At 63.9% G+C, this 14412-nt stretch carries 10 protein-coding genes and 3 pseudogenes; 2 read left to right on the forward strand and 11 right to left on the reverse strand.

The window, feature by feature from the left end; genetic code table 11:
* Positions 1-46: 46 nt before the first annotated feature.
* The 5 genes and pseudogenes from E8F11_RS23735 to E8F11_RS23755 form a co-directional block, all read right to left on the reverse strand.
* Positions 47-874 carry a replication initiator protein A gene (locus E8F11_RS23735; RefSeq protein ID WP_280291357.1) on the reverse strand — a complete coding sequence of 276 codons (828 nt, stop codon included), beginning with the start codon at positions 872-874 and terminating at the stop codon, positions 47-49.
* 11 nt (positions 875-885) lie between these two features.
* The gene (locus tag E8F11_RS23740; protein ID WP_280291414.1) at positions 886-1167 is read right to left on the reverse strand and encodes a helix-turn-helix domain-containing protein; all 282 of its coding nucleotides are present in this window, start codon (positions 1165-1167) and stop codon (positions 886-888) included.
* Between the two features lie 710 nt (positions 1168-1877).
* Positions 1878-2478: pseudogene (locus tag E8F11_RS23745) on the reverse strand (HipA domain-containing protein); the annotation flags it as partial.
* 181 nt (positions 2479-2659) lie between these two features.
* On the reverse strand, positions 2660-3424 hold the full coding sequence (locus E8F11_RS23750; protein WP_280291358.1) for a sulfite exporter TauE/SafE family protein: 765 nt from the start codon (positions 3422-3424) through the stop codon (positions 2660-2662).
* An 85-nt stretch (positions 3425-3509) separates the two neighbouring features.
* The gene (locus E8F11_RS23755; RefSeq protein ID WP_280291359.1) at positions 3510-4139 is read right to left on the reverse strand and encodes an FMN-binding negative transcriptional regulator; all 630 of its coding nucleotides are present in this window, start codon (positions 4137-4139) and stop codon (positions 3510-3512) included.
* Positions 4140-4221: 82 nt separating this feature from the next.
* Here E8F11_RS23755 and E8F11_RS23760 point away from each other — a divergent pair, with 82 nt between their 5' ends.
* On the forward strand, positions 4222-5721 hold the full coding sequence (locus tag E8F11_RS23760; RefSeq protein WP_280291360.1) for a PLP-dependent aminotransferase family protein: 1500 nt from the start codon (positions 4222-4224) through the stop codon (positions 5719-5721).
* Between the two features lie 169 nt (positions 5722-5890).
* On the opposite strand, the pseudogene E8F11_RS23765 reads toward E8F11_RS23760, so the two are convergent.
* Positions 5891-6017: pseudogene (locus E8F11_RS23765) on the reverse strand (DoxX family protein); the annotation flags it as partial.
* Positions 6018-6396: 379 nt separating this feature from the next.
* Between E8F11_RS23765 and E8F11_RS23770 the strand changes: the two are divergent.
* Positions 6397-6681, forward strand: coding sequence for a hypothetical protein (locus E8F11_RS23770; protein ID WP_280291361.1), 285 nt, complete (start codon positions 6397-6399; stop codon positions 6679-6681).
* Positions 6682-6795: 114 nt separating this feature from the next.
* On the opposite strand, the pseudogene E8F11_RS23775 reads toward E8F11_RS23770, so the two are convergent.
* The 5 genes and pseudogenes from E8F11_RS23775 to E8F11_RS23795 all read right to left on the reverse strand — a co-directional run.
* A pseudogene (locus E8F11_RS23775) lies at positions 6796-6879 on the reverse strand (transposase); the annotation flags it as partial.
* 403 nt (positions 6880-7282) lie between these two features.
* Positions 7283-9091 carry an allophanate hydrolase gene (atzF, locus tag E8F11_RS23780; RefSeq protein WP_280291362.1) on the reverse strand — a complete coding sequence of 603 codons (1809 nt, stop codon included), beginning with the start codon at positions 9089-9091 and terminating at the stop codon, positions 7283-7285.
* A gap of 76 nt (positions 9092-9167) precedes the next feature.
* On the reverse strand, positions 9168-12785 hold the full coding sequence (gene uca, locus E8F11_RS23785) for an urea carboxylase (RefSeq protein WP_280291363.1): 3618 nt from the start codon (positions 12783-12785) through the stop codon (positions 9168-9170).
* Positions 12786-13036: 251 nt separating this feature from the next.
* Positions 13037-13672: an urea amidolyase associated protein UAAP2 gene (locus tag E8F11_RS23790; RefSeq protein WP_280291364.1), complete on the reverse strand. Its 636-nt coding sequence runs from the start codon at positions 13670-13672 to the stop codon at positions 13037-13039.
* A gap of 11 nt (positions 13673-13683) precedes the next feature.
* On the reverse strand, positions 13684-14403 hold the full coding sequence (locus tag E8F11_RS23795) for an urea amidolyase associated protein UAAP1 (RefSeq protein ID WP_280291365.1): 720 nt from the start codon (positions 14401-14403) through the stop codon (positions 13684-13686).
* Positions 14404-14412 lie beyond the last annotated feature (9 nt).

A 14412-nucleotide genomic window follows, 5' to 3' on the forward strand; every position in this document is an offset into this window, starting at 1 on the left:
AGCACGAGTGAATTCACAGCTTGCCCGCAGGTTATCCCCGTGCCGTCTACGGCACGGGCCGAAAGGCCAGCAACTCGGTCGAGGGTGGCAGGTGCACGATGCCCAACTTGTACCCCGGTAGCGATTGTCGAGCGACCAGCGCGCGCAGGTCGAAGGCGAAGTCCGAGAAGCGCGCCATGCTCCCCGACTTGCGGTGCAGGTGCCGAAAGTCGAACTGCCAGCCATCCTCCTGCCTCCCTCCATGCTTGCGTACCAGGCGGTACAGCCAGCGCTCTATGCCGCCAGTGAGTCGGAAGTAGGCTGGGTCGATGGTCAGCACCAGGGCCTGATCGAGCACACCGCTGTAGAACCAGTCCGGCAGGATCAGCTCGATGCCCAGCGGCCGGCCATCTGGCGCAGCCAGTTCCTTCCACTCGTTGATCCAGGAGAAGCGGTGCAGGCGCCGGCCAGTAACCTCGCGGATCGAGGTGGCTATGCTGGTCGTCTGCAGCCGATCCAGAGCGGCCTTCAGTCGCTGGTAGTCGCGTAGCGAAGTACCACGTCCGATGAAACGCAGGATTTCGTAGGGCGTCGCCCGCATCAGGCGCGAAGTGGGAATGCCCGCATCCCGCGCCTCGACGATCTGGCTGGCCGCCCAGATCAGGATGTCGGCATCCCAGATCGTGGCAATGCCATGCTCCAGCGTGCCCTCCACGCGCACCGTCACGCCGCCGGAACGGAAGTCGATGGGCACTGTGCGCCGCGACTTGGCCAGCGAAAAGAATGGATGCGCCATCAGGTCCTGGGCATCGCGCGGTGCCATGTCGCCCGGCAGCGCCCGGAACAGATCCAACTGCTCGCTCTCCTTCGGCTGGGCATATTGGCAGCGACTCATGGGCGAAGACTTCACTGATCATGTCGGGTGGCTCCCTGGTGACGGTCGACGTACTCGGGATCGAAGGTGGTCTCGAAGCTGCGCGCATCGGCCCAAGCTTGGAGGTCGGCCAGGGCGTACATCACTCGCCGGCCGAACTTGTGAAAACGCGGCCCGCCGCCGATCACCCGCTGCTTCTCCAGCGTGCGTGGCGAAAGGCGCAGGAAGTTCGCCGCTTCGTCGTTGGTTAGGTAGCGAGGGGCAGGGGAGGCCTGGGGTATCTGCGCTGCGTTATCGCGCGCAGCTGGGCACATGGCGTGTGCTGAAGGTCCGGCCTTGCGATGCACGGGTGAGTCGAGATCGATGAGGCGAGGGTGACGGGTGAGGTCGGGCGAGTGCGGCATGATATGTCCTCCGTTGACGTGGGAGGAGCACGGTGCGGTAGCCGGCGTGTTCGATCATGCTGGGTTGGGTCTGGGCAACGTCGATGGCGAGCGGGGCATGGATTGATGCCCAAAGGGTCAGGACGCTGACCGAGCACGCCCAGGTACGAGATCGAGCACTCCCCGGCAGGCCACTCCGCCACGGCCCATGTACGCAGCACCGCTGTTTTACGGATTTGCGGCTTCGCGCAGAACCTGAAAAGCGCATTGGCGCTTTTCCGTACTTCCGTTAAAACGTATATCCGCTTCCCCACAAATCCGCAGTTCCGTAGAAGCGGATTTGCTCATTTGTGCAGATATGTAAGTCCGTAATGGTCCGAATGCGCGACCGCGATTCGGTTCACCTGCCGCTGGCTGATCGCAGGGTGCGTGCAGCACCCGATCAGCCTCCAGGGTGGGGCGCTTGGGTGTCCGAATGGACAGGGGCGCAAAAAACAAGGGCACCGGATCGAACCCGGTACCCGCAGCCCACACTATCCGTTCCAGAACACATGCACCTGCTCGACGCCGGTCTCGAGGGTGAACAGGTCGCAGTCGATCTCCAAGAGTGGTGGTGACAGGCATCCAGTGGTGATATGGATCTACTCGGCGAGCCGAAATGCCGAGGCCATTCTTTCCTGTTCTTTAGCGCTGATTCCCAGCTTTTTGGCCGCAGGCCGCCAGAGCAGTCGGACCTTTGCGCGAAGGTCTTCGATGATCTCCAGGGCTTCCTGCTGCTTGAGCCGGAAGTAACCGGCAACAGAAATAGCCAGGTCCAGGTCGAGAGCGTTGTCGGACTCCGAGACATTAAGCTTCAGCCCATCGGAGTAAGGCACCGGATTCATATCGTAGGCGGCGGAAAGCAGCCATCCCTTGCCGGGGACGAGGATAAAACCATGGTTGCGCAAGTGGTCATCGGTGTTGCCGACCAGCATATTGAAAACGATGCGCTTCCACAGCTCCTGAAGATCAGCCCCTGGAGTGGCTCCGTGGCGTATCAGCACTTCGGCGATTTCCAGGTAGCTGGCGCCGGTTGAGTGGTCATCGCCATCCACATGTTCCGTCATGGTCATGGCGGAGGCGAAGTGCAATCTCTCGCCCATGGCGGTGCGGTCGAAGCGCTTGACCATGAAGCAGTGATGGTTGCTGGCGTATTTCCCTGCGGTGGCCTCTGCCTGCCACGCGCAGGCTGCAGGCGTTGGCAGGGCTGCGCAGCAACCGCGCTCGAAAAAGCTAAGACCCAATTATCCGATCTGGAGAAGCTGCAGCCAAAATTATCAGGCAAAAAAGTTGCCCAGAGTGGCAGCAGGAAAAACAGCAGGCGTTGAATAGCCTGAGTATCGCTGCCAGCTTCTGCACAACTTCGAAATTTGACTCACCAAGTTCAGGCGATATAGCCGGAGATGCCGTCCCACAGAAGCTTCAGAGCCGTCACGACCAGCAGGCCGTAGCAAGCGCGGTACATCTGGCGCTGCTCCAATCTTGCGTGCAGCCGCCAGCCAAGCCAGACGCCGCATGGAACGGCGAGCAAGCAGATAACCATCAGACTCAATACGTTGTCTGTCGGTCTGGCCACAAGCAGCCAGGGCGCAGCCTTGAGAAGATTGCCCACCGTGAAGAACATGCTGGTGGTTCCGGCATAGACCTGCTTGCTCAGGCCGAGCGGCAGCAAGTACATCGCCAGCGGTGGCCCACCTGAATGCGCAACCATGGTCGTGATGCCTGATGTGATGCCCGCAGTCACAGCCTTGGGCGATGAACGCGGCCGCACCCTGACTTCTCCGCCGGCCTTGAACCAGAGGCCGACAAAAATCAGCGTTACTGCTGCCATCACGATGGCGATCGCGTGATGGTCCAACACGCGGAAGAGCAGGTAGCCAACGCCGATACCGACGATAAGCCCTGGTACCAGCAATTTCAGGTCTGGTTTTGACCAGGTCGACGGTTTCCAGTAACGCAGGCCGAACAAGTCCATTGCAATGAACAACGGCGCGAGCAAGCCACCGGCTGTGACTGGGTCCATCACCAGCGACAGAAGCGGGATGCCGATAATGGCAAAGCCGCCGCCGAACGCGCCCTTCATGAAACAGATCAGAAAGACGCCGGCGAACGTGACTAGGATCGTGGTGGTAGTCAGTTCCAGTTCCAAGGTCTGGTCTCCCTATTCCGGTTGGCCTGAAAAATGATTTGATGAGTATCCGGGCGCGGATACAGGGCTGAGATTAGGGCAGTCGTCACAACCCAATGGTGTCCTGCATGGCCGAGGCAAGGGCTTCGTGGCCGCGCTCGCGCAGGTGCGAGATCGCGGATATGCGGTTGCGTGTTTCCTTGTTCTGATTGAGCTTGCGCTTGCATTCGACGCGCAGCGGTTCGATCTCGATGCCGACGATTTTCGACACCATCTCATCGAGATATTCCCGCGGCGCATCGCCCATCCTCCAGGGCCGGCTCTCACTGGATTCGTGGTGGCGCGTTAGAAGTGCCAGGGTGCGGCGCAGGAGCATGTCCTCTTGTATTAAGCGCAGAACGCCATGCACATGCACTACCTCGTAGTTCCACGTGGGGACCTGGCGGTGCGTTTCATGCTTGGAGACATACCCGTTGGGCGAAACGTAGGCATTGGCGCCGCGGAAGATGACCATGACAGACATGCCGTCGTGGCAGCGCTGCCAAACCGGATTTGAGCGAGCCACATGAGCGGTCAGTAGCCCGTATTCTCCGTGGCTGGTGTCGAGTTCAAAGGGAATGTGGTCTGCATCCATTCCGGACTCACCCGGTGTCACTAGGATACCCAGCGGATTGTCGCGGATGATTCTGTGCAGCTGTTCTGGACGGTGCTCGGCAAAGTGTTCGGGAATGTACATGGGGTTTCACTTCGGACGGATGAGTACCCATAATCTCGATCACGGCCTGCACAATAAAAAGTGCCAGTTTTGAGGCTTTCTCGTGGACCAGTTTTCAGCCAAGTCGAATGCGTCCACCCGCGGTGCGCAACGCCGTATCTATGCCAAGCTTCGCGCGCAGATAGAAGACGGCACACTTGCACCGGGCACGAAGCTTGTATCGACGCGGGCAATGGCGGCCGAGCTCGGCGTGTCGCGAACCACGGTGACGGCGGCTTACGAGCAACTGGCTGCTGAGGGATATGTCGCGACATCGGTGGGAAAAGCCGCCAGGGTAGCGGGCGGGATGAATGCTCGGTCCGGGCGTGCTGTAGCGAGCCCGGCGCAGTACGAGGACCTACCGCCTGTGCTTTCTCTGTACGGGGAGCGTGTTGCCGCTTTGAAACCGTACAGCATGTCGTCTCCGCTCGCTCGGATCGATTTCAAGTACGGCTCGGTCGCCTCGCGCGATTTTCCGGCCCTAGGCTGGCAGCGCGCCTACCAAACTGAACTGGTCAAACGTGCGCCAAGCCTCTATTACGGCCAGCCCGAAGGGGACTCGCGTTTACGCAGCGCGCTCCAAAGCTATCTGCGACGTGCGCGAGGCCTGGCGTGCGATACGGAGCAGATTCTCGTCGTGCATGGATCGCAGCAGGGACTCGACCTGTGCGCTCGGCTTCTGCTGAACCCGGGAGACGTATTCGTCTTCGAGGAGCCGGGCTATCGCATGGCCAGGTATTGCTTTGAGGCAACGGGCGCTACCGCGTTGCCAACACCCGTCGATGCGTCTGGGTTGGATACTAGCGGTCTGCCAGACGATGATCGCGTGCGGTTGGCGTACGTGACGCCGTCGCACCAGTTTCCCACGGGCGCGGTGTTTTCCATCGCACGCCGCCTGGAGCTGCTGAAATGGGCGAGTCGACAGCGCGCGTGGATCATCGAGGATGATTACGGCGGCGAGTTTCGTTATGGCCAGCGTCCCATAGACGCGCTGCAATCCATGGACACGGATGCTCGCGTCATTTATGTCGGAACTTTCTCTAAGGCACTATCACCGGAACTTCGACTGGGTTATCTGGTTCTTCCACGCCAGTTGGTTCACGTTTTCAGGGAAGCAAAACGGATAACGGATCGTCATTCACCACGCTGGGAGCAGAACGTGCTTGCCTCGTTGATCGAAAGTGGAACCTATGAGCGCCACGTTCGTCGCCTGCGCCGGGAGAACGAACGGCGGCGAAGAGCGCTGCTGGAGGCCGTTGAACAACATCTGGCGGGATGCGGGCAACTGGTCGGCATGGCCGCGGGACTGCATGGCGTGCTGCTGTTGCCGGCCCTTCGCGCGCACGATGAGTTCACATTGCAGGCGGCCTCGCTCAAACGCGGGGTCGGCGTTTATCCACTTTCGCCGCTGTTTGCCTGCCCCGCATTGGCAGCGAACGAGCGGCCCGCAGGGCTCATTTTGGGCTATGCAGGCCTGACGACGCAGGAGATTCAGGAGGGGATTCATATTCTCGCTGAAGTGATTCAGGACCTTATTGGTGATCCTGGAGCCAGGGTCGGATAGATTTCTCGTGTCGCGCTTAAGTACATTCATAGGCCCTAGTGTTGTAAGCGCGTCTGAATGACTGCTTCTGGCCAATTCTGTTGAAAGACTCAGTTCGTCGGTAGCGAAAGCAATAGCTTCTAGTCCAGCTCCCAGGTCGATGAACAGCGAACCTACATCAATGCTGTCAGCTCAGTTCGACCGGAAGCAGGTTCAACGGAAAAGGGGAGGCGGACTGGATGTCTACGAACCAGTTCTGGCCATTCCATTTTTTCCAGGCCGGACTCGTAGAAGTCCAAGGCGAGAGGCAGGCGCAGAGCAGTATCGGCGCTCCAGGCGTCCGGGCAACCGAGTTGGGAGAAGGCGTTTTGCTCGGCGGAGACGGTGGTGCTACTCCTGGTCCCATGCTGGCAAAGGGGTTGGTTCCGCATTGCAATGCAGCTGGCACCTTGCCGATACAAATTCATGCAATCCAACCTTCCGGCAGGCGGTCGTATCCCTCTGTATCGCCGGGCCATTTTGACACTTGGCCATTTACCCGCACCTCTTATCGACACCTTCGAGATACCTCGGGCGCATTCAATAGTCGCCATCGGGGCATTGTCGTACCTCTCGGCCTGGTGCCCTTCGAACGTGGTCGACCTTGTCCGGATCGGTTTCCGTAAATCCCTTCTCTTACGCTCGAGGATCATCTCCATGAACAACCTGAAAACCTGGCTCACCGCTATCGCTTTTTCCTTGGCCGGTGCGGCTGTGCATGTGAATGCCGATGAAGTACGTTGCCCGGACGGTGGGATCTGCTTCCAGCTGGCGCCGTTGTCCGGCAAGAACGAGTCACCGCAGTTGGCCGAGGACGGTTACAGCAGAACCCCGCAAGGCATGCAGCTGAACGAGTCTTCGCCAATGCTGGCTGCGGATGGTTTTGGTAGGACTCCCCTCGGTAAGCGGCTGGTAGGGCACCACCAGACTGGACATGCCTGATCTGGCTGACAACGAGCTGATCGCTCGTTATAGAAAAGCTACGATCCCCGTGGGCAGCACAAGGCAGCAATGCTTCGGGTGTGTTGACGGATAGTTTCCAAGCGCGTGACGATGGCCGGGCTCGAGACTCTCGCGCACCATGGCCAGTTTTTCCTCGACGCTCCAGCGGCGACGCCGCTCCTGGCCGAGCACTTCGATGGTTTTGTCTTTGCTGGTAGTCATAAACACAGTCGTTTGCCTATCCCTTATGGTAAGGGGGAAACGGTGTCCTGTGTTTCAAGGGGCTCGTTCAGACAGCGATGGCAGCAATTTCCAGAAGAGTCTTCTTGAAGATGGGCGGCGGAGTGGCAGCTGGCGTAGTCATCGGGATGCCCGAAGCCTCACAAGCCGCAACGTCGACTGCCGAAGGGCGCGTCAATCTGCCTTACAAGAAAGCAGATCTAGGCGGCCTGGCCGAGGGGCATCACCTCTGTTGCATGCCAGCTGATGCGCTGTCAGTTGGCCCCGGCTTAGCCAGTGACGGCGCGAACTTCGATCGAGCAACTAATCCTAGCCATGACTCGTGGGCGACGACCTCGACACATCGAGAGCGGTCGTGGAGTTACCCGCGGCTTGTTAACCACGCCCGCCAGCCACCGAAGCGGCTGATGTTCTCAGCGCCATCCAGTCCCCAAACATCACAGATGAAGCCGGTTTCCCAACTGCCGTCTTCCAGCTGCACCTTGCCCAGCCCCAGGGGCGCCGGGATGCCGGTGAGGAACGAACCCAGCTCAGCGCTGGGTAGTTCCCAGACTTCCACCTCGATGGCCACACCGCCTTCGGCCACGCGCAGCATGCCGGGGCGCAGCGGCGGCCCGCCGGCCAGCGCGTAGAGTTTATAGCTCGGTGCGCTGCGGGTGGCCCGCAGCAGACGGGCGCCGCGCTGGCGCAGTTGCCAGTTCAGCGCCAGGCCGTCGAGGTGCGCGCCGCAGACGACCAGGCGCGCGCGGTCGTTGCGCGCGGGGTTGGCGGAAGAGGCGGGGCAGACCGGTTTGCCGCCGGTGAGCGGCAGGTTGTGCTGGCGCTGCAACGCGTCGGCCACGCTGAGCAGGTACTGGTCGGTGAAGGCGCGGCCGAACAGCGTCACGCCCCAGGGCAGGCCATTGTCCATGAGGGCGCTGGGCACCGCGACGGCGGCGTAGTCCAGCAGGTTCATGAAGTTGGTGTAGTAGCCCAGTTCGGAATTGCGCTTCACCGGTTCGGCGTGCAGTTCGTCCAGCGTCACCGGACGGCCGATGGTGGGCGTCAGCACGCAGTCGAGGTCGGCGAGGATCGCGTCGCACTGCGCCTTGAGCTCCTGCAACCGGTATTGCGCGCGGAACGCCTGCACGGCGGATGCACCGGGCGCTTTCGCCAGCACGTCGCGGATCACCGGCAGCACCGCCTGCGGGTCACGCTCGATCAGGTCGCCGGCCACGCTGTAGCGCTCGGCGACCCACGGGCCTTCGTAGAGCAGGCGCGCAGCTTCTAGGAAGGGCGCGAAGTCGATTTCCCGCGCTTCGCCGCCCAGAGCCTTGAGCTGGTCGAGGGCGTCGGTGAACAGCACCGGGCCTTCGTGGCAGCCGAAGAACTCCAGCTGATCGGCGCGGGGCACGCCGAAGCGGAACGGCCCGGGTGCACCGAAGGCGCTGGCGTCATTCCAGGCCGGGTTGGCGCGGCTATAGCCATCCTGCGGATCGAGCCGAGCAGTGAGGGCGAGCAGTTCGCTGGCCTCGGCGGCGCTGGCCGTGAAGTAGGTGATGCAGTCCAGCGTGCGGCAGGCCGGCAGCAAGCCGTGGTTGGACAGCAGTCCCTTGCTCGGCTTGAGCCCCAGCAAACCGTTGAGCGCCGCCGGCACACGGCCGGAGCCGGCGGTGTCGGTGCCCAGGGCGAAGCTCGCCACGCCCAGCGCCACGGCGAGCGAGGAACCGGCGCTCGAGCCGCCCGACGGATATTCCGGCAGCACGCTGTTCCGGCATTCGCCGTAGGGCGAACGGGTGCCGTTGAGGCCGGTGGCGAACTGGTCGAGGTTGGTCTTGCCCAGCGGGATGGCGCCCAGGTCGACCAGTCGCTGCACCAGCGTCGCGGAAGTCTCCGGCGTGTAGGCGAAGGCCGGGCAGGCGGCGGTGGTGGGGATGCCGGCAAGGTCGATGTTGTCCTTGATGGCGAAGGGGATGCCGAAGAGCGGCAGGCTATCCGGCGACTTGTCGTCCAAAGCGGCGAGGTAGGGTTCCAGCTCGTCCAGCGTCAGCAGGTGGATGAACAGGTGGTAGTCCGGGTTCAGCGCGGCGGCCTTGTCGCGTAGTTCGGCGATCAGCTGGCGCGGCGTGGCGCGGCCTTCGCGGTACGCAGTGCGCAGAGTGGCGAGGCGCAGGTCGAAGGTGTGGGGCATGGTCGGGATTCCTTGGGGCCGGTCATTTCAGTGCGTGGGCAGCCCTCTCCCTGAGAGGGCGCGTTTCAGCTGTCGCTCAGGATTCTTCCATCACCACCACCCTCTGCCCGGCGCGCACCGGCGAGCCGGGCTGCAAGCGCACTTCGCGCACCACGCCGTCGCGCGGGGCGGTGAGGGGGATTTCCATCTTCATGGATTCGAGGATCACCAGGATGTCGCCGGCCTTCACGCTGGCGCCGGCCTCCACCTGCACCTGCCAGAGGTTGCCGGCGATGTGGCTTTCGATGGCGTGCTGGCCGGCGCCGAGCGGGGCATCTTCGCCGGTTTCAACGGCGGCCTCTTCGCTCTCGAATTGCGCCTGGCCGGAGGCGATCCAGCGTTCGCGCTCGGCGTCGAAGGCGGCGCGCTGGTGGTGTCGGAAGGCGGCGATGCTCTCGGCTTCCTCGGCGAGGAACTGCTGGTAGTCGGCCAGGCGCAGTTCGCTGTGTTCGATGCGCAGCGGGTAGCGGCCGAGCGGGAAGTCGCGGCGGATGCGCAGCAGTTCGTCCGCCGACACCGGGTAGAAGCGGATCTGGTCGAAGAAGCGCAACAGCCACGGCTTGCCGTCGAACGCGGCGACTTCGCGGTAGCGGTTCCACATCTGCAGGGTGCGGCCGACGAACTGGTAGCCGCCGGGGCCTTCCATGCCGTAGACGCACATATAAGCGCCGCCGATGCCCACGGAGTTTTCCGCCGTCCAGGTACGCGCCGGGTTGTACTTGGTGGTGACCAGGCGGTGGCGCGGGTCCAGCGGCGTGGCCACCGGCGCGCCGAGGTAGACGTCGCCCAGCCCCATCACCAGGTAGCTGGCCTCGAACACGGTGCGGTACACCGCCTCCAGGTCCGGCAGCTCGTTGATGCGGCGGATGAACTCCAGGTTGCTCGGGCACCAGGGCGCGTCCTTGCGCACGGTGGTCATGTACTTCTCGATGGCCAACTGGCAGGCGGGGTCGTCCCAGGACAGTGGCAGGTGGACGATGCGCGACGGCACCTTGAGGTCCTGCGCGGCGCACACGGCATCCCACAGGCCGGCGACGGTTTCCAGCAGGCTTTGCAGCGGCAGGGTTTCCGGCTGGTAGTGCACCTGCAGCGAACGGATACCGGGTGTGAGATCGATCACGCCGGCGAGATCCTTCGCTTCCAGCGCCTGCATCAGGGCGTGGGCGCGGAAGCGCAGCACGAGGTCGAGCTCGGGCTGGCCGATTTCCAGCAGCAGGTGGGTGTCGCCGGAGAGGCGCGCGACCAGGCGGGTGTCGTCCTGGCCGAGGTCGAGGACGATGGGACTTGTAGGAGCGAGCTTGCTCGCGAACGCATTCTGCTGGTGGTCCCTGTGTTGTGCGGTTTCGCGAGCAAGCTCGCTCCTACAGGACTGTGCCAGTGCGCGAGCGGTGGAGATATCCACCGGTAGGAAACGTACCTTGTCCCCGGCCTTGAGCTGGCCGAGTTGCCAGAGGTCGGCCTCGATCACCGTCACCGGGCAGACGAAGCCGCCCAGGCTCGGGCCGTCCGGGCCGAGGATGACCGGCATGTCGCCGGTGAAGTCCACCGCGCCGATGGCGTAGGGGTTGTCGTGGATGTTCGAGGGGTGCAGGCCGGCCTCTCCGCCGCTCTCGCGCACCCATTCCGGCTTCGGGCCGATCAGGCGCACGCCGGTGCGGCTGGAGTTGAAGTGCACTTCCCAGACGGTGGCGAAGAAGGTCTCGATGTAGGCCTGGGTGAAATATTCCGGCGCGCCGTGGGGGCCGTAGATCACGCGGATCTGCCGCACGTCTGGCAACTCGCTGCGTAGCGGCGGCGGCAGGCTGGCGCCGTGGCTGGTGTCTTCCAGTGCGGCGAGGTGCAGCACGTCGCCCGCGCGCAGGGCGCGGCCGCCGTGGCCGCCGAATTGGCCGAGGGTGAAGGTGCTCTTGCTGCCCAGATAGTCCGGCACTTGCAGGCCGCCGCGCAGGCACAGGTAGCTGCGTGCGCCGGCGCCGCTGACGGTGCCCAGGCTGAGCGTGGCGCCGGCGGCGATGAACAGCGCGGTATTCATCGGCTGCTCGATGCCATCGAGCAGGACCGGCAACGCCGCGCCGGTGATCGCGACCACCGCGTCGGTGTTGAAGCGCAGGCTCGGACCGCTCATGGTGATTTCCAGCGCGGCGGCGCCGTCGGGGTTACCCAGCAGGACGTTGCCCAGGCGCAGCGCGCGGTCGTCCATCGGCCCGGACGGCGGCACGCCCACGGCCCAGTAGCCGAGGCGGCCGGGGTAGTCCTGCACGCTGGTCTGGGTGCCGGCGTTGAGTACTTCGATGGTGTGGGCGCGGTAGCGCAGGCCCTCCAGGCAGCGCGTCCAGGGTGAGCCGCTGGCGAAAGGAGCGTCGGCGAGGATCTGCCGCAGGTAGTCGCGGTTGCATTCCACGCCGTAGAGCAGGCTGTCGGCGAGCGCGCGGTCGAGACCGGTGCTGGCTTGCTCGCGGGTCGGCGCCCAGGCGATGAGCTTGGCGATCATCGGGTCGAAGTAGGGCGGAATCTCGCAGCCGGCCTCGACCCAGGTATCGATGCGTAGCGCCTTGCCATCTGCCGGCGGGAACTGCACGGCGGTGAGCAGGCCGGGGCAGGGCTGGAAGTCGCGGCCCGGGTCTTCCGCGTACAGCCGTGCCTGAATGGCGTGACCGGTGGGTTGCAGCGTAGCGGCCAGTTCGGCCAGCGGTGGCAAGTCGCCGGCGGCCAGCTCGATCATCCAGCGCACCAGGTCGACGCTCCAGACCTGCTCAGTGACGCCGTGCTCCACCTGCAGGCGGGTGTTCACTTCGAGGAAGTAGAAGCGCTGCGCCTCGCTGTCGTAGACGAATTCCACGGTGCCGGCGCTGCGGTAGCTGACGGCTTTCGCCAGCTGGATCGCCGCTGCGCAGAGCTGCTCCGCCATGCCGGCGGGCAGGTTGGGCGCCGGGGTTTCTTCCAGCACCTTCTGGTTGCGCCGCTGCACCGAGCAGTCGCGCACGCCGAGGGCGATCACTTCCCCCTGACCGTCACCGAACACCTGCACTTCCAGGTGGCGGGCGCGCTGGATGTACTTCTCGATGAATACGCCGGAGTCGCTGAAGTTGTTCTGCCCCAGGCGCTTCACCGCGTCGAAGGCGTCGCGCAGCTCGTCCGCCGAGCGGCACACACGCATGCCAATGCCGCCACCGCCGGCGGTGCTTTTGAGCATCACCGGGTAGCCGACGTGTTCACCGGCGAGCAGGGCGGCTTCGAGGTCGGGCAGCAGGTCGGTGCCTTCGAGCATCGGCACGCCCTGTTCGCGGGCCAGGGCACGGGCGGTGTGTTTGAGGCCGAACAGGCGCAGTTGCTCCGGCGTCGGGCCAACGAAGGCGATGCCGGCGGCCTCGCAGGCTTCGGCGAAGGCGGCGTTTTCCGAGAGGAAGCCGTAGCCGGGGTGGATGGCCTGGGCGCCGCTGGCGCGGGCGGCTGCGAGGATTTTCTCGACCACCAGGTAGGTGCTGGACGCCGGGCCTTCGCCAAGGCTGATGGCCTGGTCGGCCTGCTGGAGATGCAGGCTGGCGGCGTCGGCTTCGGAGTAAACAGCCACGCCTTTCACGTCGAGTGCATGGAGGGTGCGCAGGATGCGGCAGGCGATGGCGCCGCGGTTGGCGATCAGGAGTCTGTCGAACATGAGGATGTCCCCATGGGGTGGCGGGTCGTCCCGCCGTCATTCGGTGTGCGCCAGGGTCGTCCGCGGCGCTGAAGCTTCTCGTAGGATGGGAGGAGCGAAGCGATACCCATGCGGTATCGGCGATGGGTATCGCAGGCTCCACCCATCCTACGGGGCAGGTTCGTTGCCGCCGGGGCGCTCACGAAGCGTGGGGCTGCACTGAGCGCTGCGGCTTTGGCAAAGCAGCCACAGCCAGCGCCGCAGGCGCACGGTCAGTTCCATACCAGCAACTCCGCCGGCGTCGGGTTCCAGCCATTGCAGGGGTTGTTTAGCTGCGGGCAGTTGGAGATCAGGACGATGACGTCCATGTGCGCGAGCAGCTCGACGTACATGCCGGCGCCGGAGATGCCGTCCTCGAAGGTCAGGCCGCCTTCGGCGGTGACCGGCACGTTCATGAAGAAGTTGATGTTGTGGCCGATGTCGGCCTTGGAGAGGCGCCCGTCGTGCAGGCTGGCGCGCAGGAAGTTGTCGCGGCAGCTGTGCATGTAGCGCTTGTCCAGGGCGTAGCGCACGGTGTTGCTTTCCTGGGCGCAGGCGCCGCCCAGGGTGTCGTGGCGGCCGCAGGTGTCGGCGACGATGCTCAGCATCGGGTTGCCGAGGTTGGACCAGAGCACGCTGCCGGCGCTGAGATAGACCTGCCCCTGTTTGCGCAGGGTGCGCTGCACGTCGTAGCGCTCGCGCGGGTTGGCGGCGCTGAAGAATAGGGTGTCCACCGCCTGGTTGCCTTCCAGGTCGAGGATGCGCAGGGTCTGCCCGGCTTTCAGTTCGGTGAGGCTGGGCTCGCCGGCGGGAATCAGGGTGCGCGAGATACAGGCTTCGGGGTGTTTGTCGCTGGGGACGATGGGCATGTTCGCGCTCCTCAGATGAACAGGCGTTCGGTGTTGTGGAAGCCGCGGCCGTTCTCCGCGCGCGAGGTGCGGCAGAGCACGCTGATGCCGTCGGACGCGACCTGCTGCCAGGTCAGGCCGATGGGCTTGGGCGCGTACTGCGGGTTCGGATCCATGGGGTGTTGCAGGGCGGTGAGCACCACGAGGGTGTCCATCGGCGCGTAGAGTTCGACGAAGTCGCCGGCCCTGGAGTTGCCCGTCGCGAAGCGGAAGCAGCCGTCGGCGTCGACATCCACGCGACTGAACAGGTTCAGGCACATCAGCAGGTCCTGCAGGCGCATGTCCCATTTGCCCATTTCCACCAGCAGGTTGTCCGCGCCGTTGCGGAAGAAGCCGTTGCGCAGTTCCTGGTAGCGGCCCTGGCCGTACTTCTCCTGCACTTCGGTGGCGTTCAGCACGCCGCCAAAGCTGTCGTGCCAACCGCAGCTGTCCGCGGTGATGGCGGCGAGCACGCGTCCCATGTCCGAGTACAGGCAGTGGCCGGCGGTGAGCTTGGCGGTGTGCTGGCACTTGAGGCTGTCGGGCAGATTCAGCCGCTCGCTTTTCTCGGCGGCGTTGAATAGCAGCACGCTGGCGTTGCCGCCGCCTTCCAGGTCGGTCAGGCGCAGCAACTGGCCACGCTTGAGCACGAAGGAAGTGTGGCCGCCGCCGGGGACAATTTCTTCATAGAGGGTGGTGCGCAGTTCGTTCATATCGGGTTC

Origin of the sequence: Pseudomonas sp. BN417, assembly GCF_029871205.1 — a bacterium.
In the GTDB taxonomy this organism is placed as follows: domain Bacteria; phylum Pseudomonadota; class Gammaproteobacteria; order Pseudomonadales; family Pseudomonadaceae; genus Metapseudomonas.